Source organism: Parabacteroides distasonis ATCC 8503 (assembly GCF_000012845.1).
In the GTDB taxonomy this organism is placed as follows: Bacteria; Bacteroidota; Bacteroidia; order Bacteroidales; family Tannerellaceae; genus Parabacteroides; species Parabacteroides distasonis.
The window spans coordinates 4,015,220-4,031,328 of record NC_009615.1; the positions used below are offsets into that span (position 1 = coordinate 4,015,220).

Genomic DNA, 16,109 nt, shown 5'->3' on the forward strand with positions numbered 1-16,109 from the left:
CTTTAACCTTTATCCGCTATACGATCTAAGAGGATCGATACATGTCTGCCGTCCATCAAGCCATGATGAGCCGTTACGGAGATAGGGAGCATCCAATGTCCGTTCTGCTCGATCAGCTTTCCGGTGGAGATGCGGGTGGCAGAATCACCTGTACGGAAAGAGGAAGCGTGTTTCATCTCCGTGAAGGCGATCCATGGAACCGGGGAGAAACGGACTAAGTCTTGCCGGTCTGATTCCCTATCTTTGCAAAGGCCGGTGAGAGCTTGCACACGTTCGATCTCTTTCTGTGCGTTTTGAAGGAACAGTTGCCTGTCCGGTGTATATTCGATGAAGCCGAAGCCGAATGTTCCGTCTTCCCGCCCGATCGTTGTTCCCACGTGGATTCGGTCAAAGCAGACAGGGATGTTGTCGATGATCCGGTACCGGAACTCTTCCACCTCATTAACGGCTGTCATAATCTTATGTAAGGAATAGAGGAAAAAAGAGGCATGATCCGCTTTCGCCTCTTTATAGATGGAGGTCACGTCTATCTGGGTGGTCAGCCCAAAGAAAGGGTCGTCCATGGAACCGAAAAACAGGAAATGCTCTTTCCGGTTCCAATGTTCTAGGTCAATAGGATGTTTCATGATTCTTTATTTGTTGCATTTACTATTTTGTGGAAAGCGATGCGTTCCGTGCCATTAGAGATGTAAATGATACCGCATTGCTTGAACCCATGCTTTTTCAATAAATTCTGCATGACGATATTATCCCGGTGCGTGTCGATACGGATATTATCGCAATGAGCGAACGCCCATTTCAAGCATTCGGTGGAGATCCCCTTCTGTTTACCGTTGGAGGCCATGCGATGGATCACGGCATAAGGCTCATCGTTCAGCCATTCGCCTTCATAGATCTTTAGGTAAGTAGGGTCGATTCCCTCGATGTAACAAAAGGTCCCCACTAACTCGCCCTGCTCATTTTCGCATACGAAACTATGGCTGGCCTTGATCTCGTTGGAGATCAATTCCTCGGAAGGATATCCATTGATCCATTGATTGCCGTTGCCATGTTCTTGCATGAATCTGCGTGCATAATCGTACATAGCCATTACCTCGGCCAGATCTTCTTGTCGTGTTTGTCTGATATTCATGATCGGTAGAAAAAGTTATCCCGCAAAAGTAGTATATTATTGTTATCTTTGCGAATCTAGTCGAAAAATATATAAACCAATTAAATCAAAATATCATGGAACCATTAAAAATTGCTACCGTGCAGTTCGAGACACGGGATAACGATAAGGTGTATAATCTTTCAGTCATCCGGGAGATGTGCCGGAAAGCGTCGGTAGAGGGAGCGGATGTAGTGGCTTTTCACGAATGCTCGGTTTGTGGATATACGTTTGCCAAGGACTTGTCTCGCGAGGAATTGTTGGCTATTGCCGAACCGATCCCCACGGGGGAGAGTACGCAAGCCTTGATCGCCATCGCCAAAGAGTTTGGCGTCACGCTACTGGCCGGATTCTTTGAGCGGGATGGGGATCGTATCTATAAAGCGCAAGTTTGCGTGGATGGCAATGGCTTGAAGGCAAAGTACCGCAAGCTACATCCGTTTATTAATCCGAATATCTTGCCGGGCGATCAATATGTGGTTTTTGAGATCAAGGGATGGAAATGTGGCATATTGATTTGCTACGATAATAATATCATAGAGAATGTCCGTGCCACGGCCTTATTAGGGGCGGATATCATTTTCATGCCTCACGTGACAATGTGTACCCCTTCCCCTCGCCCCGGGGCTGGTTTGATAGATCCTGTGTTGTGGGAGAACCGGGCAAACGATCCGACTTCCTTGCGACAGGAGTTCGATGGCCTGAAGGGACGTGCTTGGCTTATGAAATGGCTTCCCGCTAGGGCGTACGACAATGCGGTATATGTGGTATTCTCCAATCCGATCGGGCGTGATTATAATGAGATCAAGAACGGTTGCTCGATGATTCTGGATCCTTTCGGCGATATCGTGGCGGAATGCCGTAAGCTGGGGGATGATTTCGTGATCGCTACGGCTATCCCCGAGAAATTGAGACAGGCTGGAGGATATCGTTACCGAAATGCCCGTCGTCCGGAACTTTATGCGGATATCATCGGTCAACCGCATGAGTCCAATCAAAAGGTAGCATGGTTAACAGAAACAACAAATAACAAATAAATAATATGCAACAAACGACAATCTCTAAGCCGCCTCGTGTAGAGGTGGTGGATGCGCTACGTGGATTCGCTGTCTTGGCCATCTTATTGGTGCATCATGTGGAACATTTTATCTATCCGGTCTATCCGGACCCGGTTACGCTTCCGGGATGGTTGAACGTATTGAATGAAGGTGTATTCACGGTGGTGTTCGGCTTGTTCGCCGGGAAATCATATTCCATCTTTGCCTTGTTATTCGGCTTTACCTTTTATATACAGTATTCGAACCAGCAGGCGAAGGGGAAGGACTTCGGTTACCGTTTTCTTTGGCGGATGTTGTTGCTGACGCTCTTTGCTACGTTGAACGCCGCTTTCTATCCGGCAGGCGATGTGCTGTTGCTGTATGCGATCGTGGGCGTTGTTTTGTTTATCGTGCGTAAATGGAGCGATAAGGCTGTCTTGATAACGGCTGTTATCTTTTTATTACAGCCGGTGGAGTGGTATCATTACATCGCTAGCCTGTTTAATCCGGATTATCAATTACCTAATTTAGGGGTAGGAGCGATGTACGCTGAAATGGCGGAGCATACGAAGCGGGGCGATTTATGGAATTTCATCTGGCAGAACGTGACGTTGGGACAAAAGGCTAGTTTACTCTGGGCCGTTGGTGCCGGCCGGTATGTACAGACCTGCGGGTTGTTTATGCTGGGAATGTTGATCGGGCGCAGGAAGCTATTTATCTCCTCGGAGGAGAATTCCCGTTTTTGGATAAAGACTTTGATAATTACCGCAATTGCTTTCGGTCCTTTATACCAACTGAAAGTATTGTTGATGGATACGGCGGATAGCGCTATCGTGCGTCAGACAGCCGGGGTCGTCCTTGATATGTGGCAGAAATTCGCTTTCACGTTTGTATTGGTCTCCTCTTTCGTGTTACTGTACCAATGGGAGGGCTTTAGGCGTTTCACTTCCGTCTTGCGCTCGTATGGGAAGATGAGTTTGACGAATTACGTGTCGCAATCCTTTTTCGGTGCGTTGATCTATTTCCCGATCGGCTTGAATTTGGCTCCTTACTGCGGTTATACGGTCAGTATGTTCATCGGTATCGTCTTTTTCTTCTTGCAAGTACGCTTCTGTAAATGGTGGGCAGAAAGACATAAACATGGGCCGTTGGAAGGTATTTGGCATAAATGGACATGGGTAGGTTATAAGTAGAAATATGTAAGAGAACCTAATCTATGGCAAGGCAGAGAGACGAGGTTCTCTTTCCTATCATAGATTAGGCTCTCTTAGCTATCATAGATTCTACTCTATGATAGGCATATGTGCTTCTTTTTATCTTCTGCGTCGTACACTGCGCACAGGGGCGGATTTCTCTGCTTTCGGCGCTTTTACTTTAGCAGCTTTCTCTGGAGCGGCCTCCTTGGTGGAGCCTTTGTCTTTCCGGGCACTTCTCTTGGCTGCTTTCTTTGCGGCTTTGCTGTCTACCGCTACTTGAGTCGTATCCGGTTGATACCAGAGTGATTTCTCAAAGCCCGTCAGTTGATCTTCGATACGAGCTTGCTCGTTCTTTAAGGAATCCGGTGTCGGGCAATACGCCTGCAATGGCAGATTCATCAAGTTTTGGGTCTTGATGATATCCCCCTCGAACATCCGGCGACGGAAATAGTCGTCCATCGTAAAAGTCATGGCGTTATTCATATTAGACGTCATGATGTATGAATTGCTGATATACGGACGTATATTCTCGTAAGGAAGCCAGAACATAGGCATGGTTGTCTCTCCCATATCACCTGTAGAGGTAAGGATCGGGCAAATCGCCAATATCTTGACATCAAAAGCGGAATTATTCTGGTCGAAATACCATGCTTCTTTTACATAGTAAGACCGTACGTCGGCTGCAGGTATATCGCTTTCATTGATTACGAAAGTCGGTTCCTCACCCGCTCTCCCCGGTATCTCCTCATAAAGGATGTAGAAGCGATCCAGCAAATCCTTGAAGTTGATCAAATGGGCTTCGTCAAACTCCTCGTATCCGTCCAGATATTCATAGGCCTTGATCTTGTTCTCTCCTAAAAGCTGGAAGATTACGGAGAAAAGATTCATCTGTCCGTTCATCGGGCGGGTCGGGTAATAAAGCGGAGCGTTCTGTTCTTTCATCAAGTCCACCTGCCGGTAGATAATACGCATCCAGCGAGCGTTCCCGATCTCTTGCGTTAAACGCTCGTTCATATCTTGGGCCCGTACGGTCAGTTCGGGTAAACCGGTATCTTTCTTATCGTTTCTTTCCCCACGGCTGGCTTGAGGCGAACGGCGACGCGTTTGTTGTTGCTGCGTAGCTTCGTTCTCAACTTCTTCTTGCGCGTGAAGAGGCATCGCTGTTAAAAAAGTGGCGGCCAAAGCGGCTATGTAATACAGATGTTTCATACTGCGAATCTTAATTTACGATTACTTCGATAGTCGGTATGGTACGTTCGATACCGTCCGGACCTTTTGCGACTACACGGGTGATATAAAAACGTTTACCCTTACTTAAATTGCGGATATAGTTTTTCTGACGTTGCGAGAAGTTGGTTCCTTCGGCCACTTCCGGGATAGCGTTACCCATGGAGTCGAAGAAAGTCAGCTCAAAACGTAATACCGTATATTTTACATTTAGCAAATCATCGTCGATAGCGGCCAGAATACCGTCAGCCTCTACCAAGCTACGTTTGGCGATCATACCTCCCTTGAACTTACGGACGTTACCGTTTTGATCCTTATACTCGATATAAGGTAGGGGATCGGGGAGGGCACGCACGCGGAAGGTAGTCTTTGCCATCTCTATGTTCCGGCCATCCGCCATACGAGCGTTTACCGTGATCACGGCTTCCGTTCCTACTTTAGACGGGCGGGCTTCCCAACCATCCTTGCTGCGGGTTAATGTGCCGTTCGTCATGGTAGCTGTCACATTACCGCTCGGTACACCCGGGACGGCGATACGCATCGGGTTGGCGATACCGGCATATAATACGTTCATCAATGTCGGGGCCACGGTAGCTGTCGGCTCGGTCACGAAATACTCACTCTCGAAATCCCGGCGCATGATGCTGCCGTCGCTATTCGGCATCTCGATATAACCTTTGATCGGGAATGTCCCGGCAGCTCCGGTATTCACCGTGAAGACTCCTTTATTCTCGTAAGGTAATTCTTTTCCATTTACATAGATCGTAGGACGTTTCGTGGAGTCTACCGCCGATAATACGATATTCGCCTTGTACTGGCTTCCTCGCATTACGATCTGGCTTTCCGGTATTACTTGCGCCGTGATCTGGTTCACGCGGTAATCGCCAACGTCTACGCTATTCAATAAGTTCGATAAGACCTCACCTTCGGCGTAGCGAACGTCACTTTGCATTTTTGTTAACAGGGTAACAGCCGCCGCTACCGGCATATTCTCGAACAAAGCCTCTTCCCAAGTACGGGTATTGATCCCCGCTTTATGAGGGGGAGTCGTGCTTAGGTTCGCCTCCAATACGGCAGTCTTCGCCGAATCTTCGATAAAGCCGCCCATCCAGATACGATACTTATCAATTTCCGCTCTCAGCTTTTTACCTTCTCCGCTTACAGGAGAGAGCATTACACGGGAGGCGGCTTCCAAATCATCCTTATGCTCGATGCTGTTTACGTTGGCATTCTCGCCATCAGCTACCTTAGCGATACGGATCTTTAAATCTTGTATATACGTATAGAGGCTATCTGAGGCTCTTTTCACCTCACGGGCCTTCAATGCCCACTCACCCACTTTCTGGGGATTCTCTTGGTAATAAGCTTCCATCTCGTCCGCTACGATCTTGTTTCGGCGGGAGGAGTTATCGATAGAGGTTCGCAAGCTACCTTCCACCAACTCAAAACCATCCAGCACCTCCGACGACACATTCAGTGCCATCATGGCGATGAACACCAGATACATCAGGTTGATCATCCGCTGACGGGGAGAATTGGGATTATTTGATATTCCTGCCATATTTCTTTACTTCATTGGGTTGTTTGTATACGGAGCCTGTTGTGGCTGTTGGTAACCATAGGGTTGCTGATATTGCTGTTGGTAACCGGGCTGTTGTGGCTGCTGATACATCGGTTGTTGAGGTTGTTGTTGCGGCTGCGCCGGTTGTTGGTAGCCCATATTCACGGTCATCGCTTGCAATAAACGACTGTATACTTGGTTCAATTCGGCCAGTTGGCGAGTCATCTTTTCCGTCTCGTTACGGAATACGGAACTATCTACCACTGATCCGTCATACATCTCACGGATACGATTCAAGCCACTATTGATGTGTTCGATAGATTCGATCTGCGAGCTGATGCTCTTCAACTGGATCTCATAGATCGTATTCAATCCGGACACATTACGATTCAATTGTTCCATCTGGTGTACGTAACCACGGGAGTTCTGGCTGATGCCATCGGAATTATCCGTGATACTCTTATAAGAGTTCAACAGCGTATCGGATACGTTCGTAAGCGAATGAGTCACTTGGCTGAAACGCTCCATGTTCTCAGACATGCCAGATAATTGCTCCAGATATTTTTGGGTAGCTTCCGTCAATTCCGCCATTTTGGAGATTTGCTCGGCCGCTCCGCTTAATTTCTTGATGCTCTCGGATAAGTTCTTGGTATCTTCTTCCGTCACGTCCAGATTACCTGCGATATTCAAGGAACCACCTCTTTGCGCGTTCGCCTTAGACGCTGCCGAACCGATATTTATTCCCCCGGCTATCTCATCGTCTTCTACATTATCCGTAGAATTGATCATGGTTGAGATCGGCGTACCGGTAAAATCCGGACGATCCATCGGGTTCTTTGATTTCAATACGGGGAAAACATCTTCCCAATGATATTCCTTGTTCGGATGCTCGAACGCCGAGATAAAGAATACGATAGATTCGGTGATCATCGCCACGAACAGGATCTGGTTAGCGTATGGTATATGTAATAACTTAAACAACGCACCGAGGATTACGATGGACGCACCCCAACTATACAGGAAGTTCAATACTCGTTTTCCTCTTTCGCTGGATAGGAACATCTCCAGTCTGTTTTTATATCTTCTATATTTTCCCATCGTTGTATTATTGTCTTAAATGATTCAAAACTTTAAATTTATAATTTCCGCTTATTTCTTTCCCTTGGAGCGAGAGAATCCTATTTGGGTACGTGCGCAACGGAAACCGATGTAAGAACGGCTCTCGTTCTGGAACTCGAAAGTACGCATGTCCGAACGGATAAATTGTGAGACATCTTTCCATGAACCCCCTCGCACTACTTTCTTTTTCATGGCGTAGGGATCGTTCTTGGCGGCGTTGTAACGCAGATCCGGGTTCATGTCGCTCATTTGGCTCGGGCCAGACTCGGAGTAAGACGTTGAGGTCCATTCCGCCACGTTTCCTGCCATATCGTATAGCCCGAACTCATTCGGGGCGAAAGAGCCTACACGAGACGTAATCAAATGGCCATCTTCCGTATAATTACCTTTACCCGGCTTGAAGTTACCCAAGAAACAGCCTTTGCTGTCTTGAAGCTCGTCGGTAGACCAAGGGAACTTATTCTCGTTCTTACCCGTGCGGGCGGCATATTCCCATTCTCCCTCGGATGGAAGGCGGAACGGCTCTACCAATTGTCCCGGTGGCAAGCTCAAGGATTCTTTGTATAAATTCGTACGCCATACGCAGAAGGCAGTCGCTTGTTCCCAAGAAACACCGACTACGGGATAATCATCGTAACCCGGATGAGAGAAATACATACGGGTATATGGCTCGTTGTACGCATTCTTGAAATCGTTCACCCAGCAATTCTCGTCTGGGTAGATATTGACGATACGGGTATTCAAGAAATCCCATTCACTGCTTAACGGGCGGGTGATCGTCTCGTTGATTACACGTCCTTCATCATCGATGTAAGCGGTGTCCTTGGAGATCATGACTACCTCGTTCGGATCTACCTGAATATCCGTATTACGAACCCGGTCCGCCGGGTTCAATTGATTCTTGCGGAGAGCGGCGGCGGTATAGTCGTACCACTCGTATTTATAGATCATTTGTTTAGGGTCCAAACCTTTCTCTCCGGTAACGGGATTCGTGTAATAGACACTTTCTATCGCACGTTGCTCATCCTCGTTCGCCCGTCTCCAAGGAATCGGACGGTTCCAGTCCAAATGCGGAGTGACAGGTTCCCCGTAACGGTCTTCCGTGATCTTGAACAGATCGTTGCCTCCATAAGCCGGGTCCGCCAAGCGTTCACGGATAATAGAGTCTCTCACATAATAAACGAACTGGCGATATTTGGCGTTCGTTACCTCTGTCTGATCCATCCAGAACGCGTCGAAAGAGACCCCTTTCGTCTCCGGCATGATTCCCCACAAGGAATCCTTGTCGGCGGGACCCATCTCGAACGAACCTCTTTTAACCAAGACCATTCCATACGGCGCTGGTTCATTGAACGCTACCGATCTGACACCTGTCACCTCACCGCCGGCACTCCGGAGAGATTTACCGCAGGAGGTAAGCAAGGCTACCGTTACAAGTACTAATAATACTTTTTTCATATACTATAATATACGTACACTTTTATGTCTATTTTTCCCTGTCTTCGTCTTGTTCAGCTTTAAGGCATACTTGACACATAGCTCGTGGCTACCGCTACTTGCCCGGCCTAAGGCCGTGGTCGGAAAATCAAAGGCGTAACCCGCATGGAAACGACCTAGCTTTACGCCGAACATGATGCCCACCGATTCATTCACCCGATAGGAAAAACCACCATTAAACATCTTATTATATTCCAGCCTAGCGGTAATATCCGCATGAAAACTTTGCATGTCTGTCAGCAAGAACACCGAGGGCTGTAATTCTATCAACGGATTCTTTAATTGAATATTGTATCCACCCATTAAATTAAGTGAACGACCTATATAGGTATAGGCGTTCTCGTCCAGTTGAAGCTCCGGTTGGGTGATATGCGTCATGCCAAACCCGGCGTAAAACCGTTTATGGGTATAGTAAATACCGAAGTTCATATCCAACCCCATGCCGCTGACCTGCTCTACGGGGATGGCTGCGTCGGTCTCTTGATGGTATTCGGACTCAACCTTTATCACCTTGGTTCCGTCGAACGATTGGTTGACTAAGCCGATTTGCAGACCGCCGCTCAAGACTCCCCCGAATAATTTATACTTATAGGCGTATTGCGCCCCTACATGTGTATTCTGGAAAAGTCCGATCGCCTCGGTAAATACAACCAATCCGACACCATGATTCGTCTTGCCTAAAGTGAGTGGCATATCCGCGGTAATGAAGAACGACTTGGGTGCCCCATGTACGCCGATCATTTCCAAGCGGGCGAGAGCCAATATATTCAAGTCCTCCGTAGCTCCGGCCACGGCCGGGTTATAATACGGTTTCGCCATGAAGTATTGACTTAAGCGTGCGTCATATTGCGCCCGTACGATTCCCGCACAAGTACACAAAAGGATCAGGATCGAAAGAAGACGTCTTCTCATTTAAACATTCACTTCACGTTGTAACTACAAACGCAGCAAATCCGGATAAATTGTATTTTCACAAAAAAACAACGAGGCAGGGGAGCTCGATCGTCCGCCACCTCGTTCTTCTATTTCTTAATTTTCAATTTCCAATTCTCAATTGAACTAGTATTCTTCCTCGTTGAAGAAGAAGTCTTCTTTACTTGGATAATCCGGCCAGATGTCTTCCATGCATTCGTAAATCTCGCCTTCATCTTCCATTTCCTGCAAATTCTCAATCACTTCTAATGGCGCACCAGAACGTTGTGCATAGTCAATAAGTTCATCCTTAGTCGCAGGCCAGGGTGCGTCTTCCAATTTTGAAGCTAACTCTAATGTCCAATACATAGCTGTCAAGTATTAATAACCGCCGAAGCGATTTGGTTCTCTATTTTTCCGCGAAAATATGACTTTATTTATTATACGCAAGTATAATCCCAAATAATTTCTTTACCGTTATTATTTATGCATTCTTTTCGTGCCAGAACGAAGAAATAATCCGATAAACGGTTCATAAATATCAATACAGGCTCCTCAACGGGGCAATTCTCGGCCAAGCGATAGATTTGTCGCTCGGCACGACGGCAAACGGTGCGGCAAACATGTGCGAGGGCGGCCGAGCGGCATCCTCCCGGTAGGATGAACGCATGCATTTTCGGCAGCTCGTTATCCAGACGGTCTATCTCCCGCTCGATACGCTCGATGCTCTCGGGCGTTACCTTGCTCTCGATTTTCAATTCCGTGGTCGCTTGATCCGTGGCTAGGTAAGAACCGATCGTGAATAGCTTATGCTGGATGAATGATAAGAAATCAGTATCTTTCTCATCATTCAAGGCCGTGATTAATAATCCGATAAAGGAGTTCAGCTCATCTACGGTGCCATAGCTCTCGATCCGATCGTGCGCTTTCGACACGCGTTGTCCACCTACCAGTGAAGTGGTTCCTTTATCGCCTGTTCTGGTATAGATAATACTCTTCTTCATATCTGACTTGTTTTGAATCCTAAAAATAAACAATATAATCTCGTTTGTGCAATTTCTTGTTGAATAAGACAATCCCTAGCGAGTAAAGATCTAAGGTGACCGTCACTTCCGGACATGCGCAGATCTCTTCCCAAAGTTCACGCATCTTACGGCTCGCCTTGATTCCCTCAAAAACGAATACCGTATCGTTGTGCGCGTATTTCATACATTCATTAAACAGCCAGAGGTTGTTATGTTGTTCATATAAAGTGTTGAAAAAAACAAAATCTAAGCTATTTATGTCATTTAAGGCTTGGGGAAGCAAGTCCTTATAATTACCGATACGCAAATCGACGGGATTACGTCCCTCTTTAGCGAATGCTTGACGGGCAATCGTGGCGAATTCCGGTACATTTTCCAAGGCGATACATTTCAATCCCGTGGCATAGGAGGTTAGATATAAGGTAGACAGCCCCATCGTGGTTCCTATCTGGAGGATATTCTTGGACTTGAAATAGTTTGTTAAACGGAATAATAAGGCGCCATGCTTGGGCCGGATGGATTCCCGTTTTACGATCTCGCTGATGGAACGGGTCTTTCGTTTCCCTTTGTTCTGCCGGTCTGGATAGGTGATCTCTCCTTCCCTGAATAATAACTGCTTACGTAAAAGCTCTATATCATAGAAACTATAATAAGAGCATTTTTCCTCGATGACCTTCGTGATGAGGTTAAAAACGAAAGGCGAATGTACTCCGAATCCTTTACGGTAACGGATGCTGCGGTACAAGAGCGATCCTTTTCGTAATGTATTAACCTTTGGTAGTATTTGCATTTCTTTTTGTCATTGGGCAATGAGACCTTGCCATTTACCGCGAACTTACATAAAAAAACGCAATTAGCATAAGCCTCTAGTCATTAAACGGGGTTATAATGACTTGTGCCATGCGGATGGCACAGCCGTGCCATAACGGTGGCACCAGCGTGCCATCGCAGTGGCACAGTCATGCCATCAGCGTGGCACTGGCTTTATCTTAGAAACTGGCTTTCTCCGGTTCTGGGCGGATATAGGTTAATATCTGCCCGCTTAATTGAAGCAGCGAGATCTCACAGATCTTGGTGGAGTATTCCGCCACGGAAAGACGCTCCTCAGCTTCTAGCAGACTGTTTTGTGCCTCACGCAATTCGATACCAGACAACTCGCCGAGTTTATAGCGGTCGATGGCGATCCGGTAGTTCTCTTGGGCGGCTACGAGGTTCTCTTTCTCTAGGCTCCATAGGTCGAGGTTGTTTTTATAGGCCATCCAGAAGTTGCTCATGTCCGCACGCAGGGCAAGTTCCAGTTCTTGGATGCGCAATTGCTGGTTCTCGATTTGGATGCGGGCGTTGCGTTGCTCACGTTTCCGGTTGAAACCATCGAAGAGGCTCATACCGATGGTCACGCCGTAATTAAGCCCCAGCCGTTGTTGGAGGTCGTAATTGCCCACTTCCGTCCAGTTTGCCGTGTAGCCGTAGCCTGCGTTTAGCTTGACATAGGGATAATAGCGGCTTTTTACCTTTTTATAATCAAGCTGAGACAACGTCTGGTTCTTTTGGGCGATCAGGAGCGAGGCGTTGGCTTCGAGGGTATTCTTCCATAGATCTACCTCGTCGAGGAACGGGTTCGGGTAGATCAAGGAGTCCTTGATCTGGATTTCCTCCTCCACATTATTTAATGCCATTAACTCGTTCAGGCGGATACGGGAGGTATGCACGACCTCCAATTGGTTTAATACCTTGGAGCTATCCGAGTTGAAGTCCACTTGAGCCTGTTGCAAGTCCAGACGGGACATGGAACCGATATAATACCGTTCTTCCACGATCCGTAAACGCTCTTTGGAAAGATCCAAGGTGGAACGGAGGTTACGCAAACGGATTTTCTGCCGGATCAGGTTGTAGTACTCGCTGGAAAGGTTGGCTACGAAATCCTCGATGGTCATGCGGGTGTTCAATTCTCCCATTCGCTGTAATTCTTTCAAGCGAGAGTATTCGGCTTGGATACCGAAACCGTCGAAAACCGTCCAGTTAACGTTTAGTCCGACGTTACCCGTCTCGCTGTTTATACCATTCGCCTTCTCGATCGATCCGTCTTGCAGGCTGTTACGGTTGTTATTGATATTTCCGCTGAATCCGCCGCTCATATCTACGGTAGGCAGATAACCGGCGTTTCCCGGGGTGGCGTTATTGTCGCTGATCTGTTGCTCGTTACGAATGATACGGATGGAGTAGTTCTGCTCTAATCCGGTTTCGATACACCGTTTCAGATCGAATAGTTGCTGCGCCTCCGCCATAAAGAGGGAAGAGAAGGCCAATAGTAATGTATATAGGTACTTATTCATGTGTTTATTTATTATTCAGTAATGTTCTTTTTTCGGTTGGTGGATATAAACGAATACATGGCCGGTACGATAAACAGGGTCAAGAAGGTCGATACCAACATTCCGCCTACTACCGCTACACCCATGGCGATACGCCCTTGGGCACCCTCGCCCGTAGCGTATACCAATGGCACCAAACCGAGGATGGTGGATACGCTAGTCATCAAGATCGGGCGCAGACGCTGGGTCGCGGACGATCGGATCGCTTCCGGCAAACTAAGTCCCGACTCTTGCCGTTGATTGGCGAACTCTACGATCAAGATACCGTTCTTCGCCACCAAACCAATCAACATAATGATACCGATCTGGCTGAATATATTCATCGTGATACCCGAATAACTCATGAACATTAGCGCGCCGGCGATAGCCAAAGGTACGGTGAACATCACTACCAACGGGTCCTTGAAACTCTCGAACTGGGCGGCCAACACCAAATAAATCATCAACAAGGCCAAGATCATGGCGAACATCAAACTGGAAGAACTCTCGCGGAACTCTTTCGACTCGCCGGAAAGAGCGGTGCGGAAGCTACCATCCAGCACCTCCGAGGCGATACGATCCATCTCGTCCAGACCATCGCCGATCGTGTATCCTTTATTCAATCCACTGGAAACCGTCGCTGATACGAAACGGTTATAGCGATACAATTGGGGCGGCGCCACATTTTCCGTAACCTTAACCAAGTTATCCAGCTGGATCATTTCCCCATTGTTACTACGTACATAGATCGATTTTAAATCGACAGGGGTATTTCGTTGCTGGCGGTTGATCTCGCCCAATATCTGGTATTGCTTACCATTCATATAGAAGTAGCCCATACGCTGTCCGCTCAACGCATATTGCAAGGTCTGGGCGATGTTGCGGGTGCTGACGCCCAATAAGGAAGCCTTATCCCGGTCGATCTCGATACGAGCCTCCGGCTTGGTGAAGCGCAAGTTCACGTCCGCCATCTGGAAGACCGGGCTCTCGTTCACCTTTTGCATAAACGAGGGCAGGAACTCTTGCAGTTTATCCAAGGTCGGGGCCTGCAATACGTATTGGATAGGCATACCGCCCCGGCGTCCGCCGAAGGTGGATTGCTGTTGTACGAAGGCGCGGGCCAAGGTCTCTTTGCGAACCTCTTTCGACAAGGTCTCGGCGATCTCCATTTGCGAGCGTTCCCGTTCCTTGATATCACTTAATATGAGGTTTAGCGAACCTCCTCCTTCCCACGAGCGGGTCATGATGGATTGCTTCTCGGGAGCGATGGAGTCGGCTATTTGCTCGATACGGTCCGCGTAGTCGCGGATAAACTCGAAGGTAGCCCCTTCCGGCCCGCGCATATTCACGGAGATCATGGAACGGTCCTCCAAAGGCGATAACTCGGAACGAATGTTCTTCCAGAAGTACCCGATCGATCCGAAAAGAAGGATAACGATAGGGATCGACCATATCTTATGGTTCAAGAACGCGTTCAACGACTTGGCGTAGATCGTGTTCAATCCCTCGAAGAACGGCTCGGTCTTCCGATAGAACCAGTTTTTCTTCTCTCTCCTCTTCAATAGCTTGGTAGCCAACATCGGTGTAAACGTAAGGGCCACGAACGAGGAGATAGCGACCGAACCGGCGATCACGATACTGAACTCCTTGAATAAGCGCCCCGTCATACCTTCCATAAACACGATCGGCAAGAATACGGAGATCAGGGTGATCGTGGTAGATACCACGGCGAAGAAGATCTCTTTCGATCCTTCGATACCCGCCTCTTTCGGGGACATGCCTTGCTCGATACGTACATATATATTCTCCGCCACCACGATTGCGTCGTCTACCACCAGACCGACCGAGAGCACGACCGCCAACATCGTCAATACGTTGATGGAGAATCCGGAGATATACATCACGAAGAAAGCTCCTACCAACGATACGGGGATAACGACGACAGGAACCAGCGTGACCCGCCAGTCACGGAGGAACAAGAAGATAATCAATACGACCAAGAGGAAAGCCTCGTAAATCGTCTGTTGTACTTCACTGATAGAGGCCCGGATAAAGCGAGTGTTGTCATACATCATCTCGATCGTGACATCTTCCGGCAGGTCTTTTTGTAATTGCTCGATACGCTTGTAGGCTTCGTCGGCGATCTCGATATGGTTGGCTCCCGGTTGGGGGATGATAACGGTCATAACCATTGGCTCGCCGTTCTTCTTCAGTAAGCTCCGCAAGTCCTCGGGAGCTACCTCCGCACGTCCGATATCGCTGAAGCGCACGATGTTGTTGTTGTCTTCCTTGATGATTAAATCGTTGAACTCCTTGGCGGTATGCATCAATCCTAAGGTACGGATGGATAAGGAGATCGTATTTCCCTCGATGCTACCGGAGGGAAGCTCCACGTTCTCGTTATCGACGGCGTTTTTCACGTCCATCGGGGTCACTCCGTAACCCGCCATCTTGATTGGGTCCAGCCATAGACGCATGGAATACCGTTTTTGTCCCCAGATATCCACGCCACTCACGTTCTCGATGGTCTGCAAACGCTCTTTTACCGTTAGCTCGGCGATCTCGCTCAACTCCATCAACGAGCGTTTGTTGCTTCGGATGGCGATCTGCATGATCGGGGAGGCATCGGCATCCGCTTTCGATACCGTAGGCGGGTCGCAGTCACGGGGAAGGTAGCGTTGGGCACGAGATACCTTATCACGTACATCGTTCGCCGCCGTCTCCATATCCACGGACAACTCGAACTCTACCGTGATGCGGCTGCTGCCTTGGCTACTCACGCTACTCAATGAACGGATACCCGGGATACCGTTGATATTCTGCTCCAACGGCTCGGTGATCTGATTCATGATCACGTCGGCGTTCGCTCCGGGATAAGATACGTTGACCGAGATAATCGGCTGGTCTACGCTCGGGAACTCCCGGACGCCAAGGAACCGGTAACCGATAAAGCCGAACAGGAGGATGACCAGCATCATCACTGTCGAGAGTACGGGCCGGTTTATACTGGTTTCTGAAATATTTGCCATCGTTC

The 16,109-nt window shown here is 48.1% G+C and carries 14 protein-coding genes; 2 read left to right on the top strand and 12 right to left on the bottom strand.

Annotation, left to right across the window (positions count from 1 at the left end):
- Nucleotides 1-2 precede the first annotated feature (2 nt).
- Both BDI_RS16560 and BDI_RS16565 read right to left on the bottom strand, forming a co-directional pair.
- Nucleotides 3-626 (bottom strand): chloramphenicol acetyltransferase, encoded by a 624-nt coding sequence (locus BDI_RS16560; protein WP_011967271.1) that lies wholly within the window; start codon nt 624-626, stop codon nt 3-5.
- On the bottom strand, nt 623-1,132 hold the full coding sequence (locus BDI_RS16565; protein ID WP_005859865.1) for a GNAT family N-acetyltransferase: 510 nt from the start codon (nt 1,130-1,132) through the stop codon (nt 623-625). Before BDI_RS16565 ends, BDI_RS16560 begins: the two co-directional genes overlap by 4 nt.
- A gap of 95 nt (nt 1,133-1,227) precedes the next feature.
- Between BDI_RS16565 and BDI_RS16570 the strand changes: the two genes are divergently transcribed.
- Both BDI_RS16570 and BDI_RS16575 read left to right on the top strand, forming a co-directional pair.
- Nucleotides 1,228-2,187 carry a nitrilase family protein gene (locus tag BDI_RS16570; protein WP_011967272.1) on the top strand — a complete coding sequence of 320 codons (960 nt, stop codon included), beginning with the start codon at nt 1,228-1,230 and terminating at the stop codon, nt 2,185-2,187.
- Nucleotides 2,188-2,192: 5 nt separating this feature from the next.
- Nucleotides 2,193-3,380, top strand: coding sequence for a DUF418 domain-containing protein (locus BDI_RS16575; RefSeq protein ID WP_011967273.1), 1,188 nt, complete (start codon nt 2,193-2,195; stop codon nt 3,378-3,380).
- Nucleotides 3,381-3,500: 120 nt separating this feature from the next.
- Here the strand turns inward: BDI_RS16575 and gldN are convergent, their stop codons facing one another.
- From gldN to BDI_RS16625, 10 genes are all read right to left on the bottom strand, one after another.
- Nucleotides 3,501-4,592 (bottom strand): gliding motility protein GldN, encoded by a 1,092-nt coding sequence (gene gldN / locus BDI_RS16580; protein ID WP_011967274.1) that lies wholly within the window; start codon nt 4,590-4,592, stop codon nt 3,501-3,503.
- Nucleotides 4,593-4,602: 10 nt separating this feature from the next.
- The gene (gene gldM, locus BDI_RS16585) at nt 4,603-6,171 is read right to left on the bottom strand and encodes a gliding motility protein GldM (protein ID WP_005859860.1); all 1,569 of its coding nucleotides are present in this window, start codon (nt 6,169-6,171) and stop codon (nt 4,603-4,605) included.
- Between the two features lie 6 nt (nt 6,172-6,177).
- Nucleotides 6,178-7,269, bottom strand: a complete 1,092-nt coding sequence (gldL, locus tag BDI_RS16590; RefSeq protein WP_011967275.1) for a gliding motility protein GldL — start codon at nt 7,267-7,269, stop codon at nt 6,178-6,180.
- A gap of 51 nt (nt 7,270-7,320) precedes the next feature.
- Nucleotides 7,321-8,748: an SUMF1/EgtB/PvdO family nonheme iron enzyme gene (locus BDI_RS16595; RefSeq protein WP_005863265.1), complete on the bottom strand. Its 1,428-nt coding sequence runs from the start codon at nt 8,746-8,748 to the stop codon at nt 7,321-7,323.
- Between the two features lie 3 nt (nt 8,749-8,751).
- Nucleotides 8,752-9,699, bottom strand: coding sequence for a PorP/SprF family type IX secretion system membrane protein (locus tag BDI_RS16600; RefSeq protein ID WP_008772936.1), 948 nt, complete (start codon nt 9,697-9,699; stop codon nt 8,752-8,754).
- Between the two features lie 147 nt (nt 9,700-9,846).
- Nucleotides 9,847-10,068 carry a DUF2795 domain-containing protein gene (locus tag BDI_RS16605; RefSeq protein ID WP_005633363.1) on the bottom strand — a complete coding sequence of 74 codons (222 nt, stop codon included), beginning with the start codon at nt 10,066-10,068 and terminating at the stop codon, nt 9,847-9,849.
- A gap of 71 nt (nt 10,069-10,139) precedes the next feature.
- Nucleotides 10,140-10,703: a cob(I)yrinic acid a,c-diamide adenosyltransferase gene (locus tag BDI_RS16610; protein ID WP_005859850.1), complete on the bottom strand. Its 564-nt coding sequence runs from the start codon at nt 10,701-10,703 to the stop codon at nt 10,140-10,142.
- A gap of 19 nt (nt 10,704-10,722) precedes the next feature.
- Nucleotides 10,723-11,514: an O-methyltransferase gene (locus BDI_RS16615; protein WP_005863261.1), complete on the bottom strand. Its 792-nt coding sequence runs from the start codon at nt 11,512-11,514 to the stop codon at nt 10,723-10,725.
- A 199-nt stretch (nt 11,515-11,713) separates the two neighbouring features.
- The gene (locus BDI_RS16620; protein WP_005859846.1) at nt 11,714-13,057 is read right to left on the bottom strand and encodes a TolC family protein; all 1,344 of its coding nucleotides are present in this window, start codon (nt 13,055-13,057) and stop codon (nt 11,714-11,716) included.
- An 11-nt stretch (nt 13,058-13,068) separates the two neighbouring features.
- Nucleotides 13,069-16,104: an efflux RND transporter permease subunit gene (locus tag BDI_RS16625; RefSeq protein ID WP_011967276.1), complete on the bottom strand. Its 3,036-nt coding sequence runs from the start codon at nt 16,102-16,104 to the stop codon at nt 13,069-13,071.
- Nucleotides 16,105-16,109: the final 5 nt, after the last annotated feature.

What these genes read in the sequence shown, in the direction of transcription:
- BDI_RS16560 (WP_011967271.1), bottom strand. Translation starts at nt 626, where the DNA reads ATGAAACATCCTATTGACCTAGAACATTGGAACCGGAAAGAGCATTTC.
- BDI_RS16565 (WP_005859865.1), bottom strand. Translation starts at nt 1,132, where the DNA reads ATGAATATCAGACAAACACGACAAGAAGATCTGGCCGAGGTAATGGCT.
- BDI_RS16570 (WP_011967272.1), top strand. Translation starts at nt 1,228, where the DNA reads ATGGAACCATTAAAAATTGCTACCGTGCAGTTCGAGACACGGGATAAC.
- BDI_RS16575 (WP_011967273.1), top strand. Translation starts at nt 2,193, where the DNA reads ATGCAACAAACGACAATCTCTAAGCCGCCTCGTGTAGAGGTGGTGGAT.
- gldN (WP_011967274.1), bottom strand. Translation starts at nt 4,592, where the DNA reads ATGAAACATCTGTATTACATAGCCGCTTTGGCCGCCACTTTTTTAACA.
- gldM (WP_005859860.1), bottom strand. Translation starts at nt 6,171, where the DNA reads ATGGCAGGAATATCAAATAATCCCAATTCTCCCCGTCAGCGGATGATC.
- gldL (WP_011967275.1), bottom strand. Translation starts at nt 7,269, where the DNA reads ATGGGAAAATATAGAAGATATAAAAACAGACTGGAGATGTTCCTATCC.
- BDI_RS16595 (WP_005863265.1), bottom strand. Translation starts at nt 8,748, where the DNA reads ATGAAAAAAGTATTATTAGTACTTGTAACGGTAGCCTTGCTTACCTCC.
- BDI_RS16600 (WP_008772936.1), bottom strand. Translation starts at nt 9,699, where the DNA reads ATGAGAAGACGTCTTCTTTCGATCCTGATCCTTTTGTGTACTTGTGCG.
- BDI_RS16605 (WP_005633363.1), bottom strand. Translation starts at nt 10,068, where the DNA reads ATGTATTGGACATTAGAGTTAGCTTCAAAATTGGAAGACGCACCCTGG.
- BDI_RS16610 (WP_005859850.1), bottom strand. Translation starts at nt 10,703, where the DNA reads ATGAAGAAGAGTATTATCTATACCAGAACAGGCGATAAAGGAACCACT.
- BDI_RS16615 (WP_005863261.1), bottom strand. Translation starts at nt 11,514, where the DNA reads ATGCAAATACTACCAAAGGTTAATACATTACGAAAAGGATCGCTCTTG.
- BDI_RS16620 (WP_005859846.1), bottom strand. Translation starts at nt 13,057, where the DNA reads ATGAATAAGTACCTATATACATTACTATTGGCCTTCTCTTCCCTCTTT.
- BDI_RS16625 (WP_011967276.1), bottom strand. Translation starts at nt 16,104, where the DNA reads ATGGCAAATATTTCAGAAACCAGTATAAACCGGCCCGTACTCTCGACA.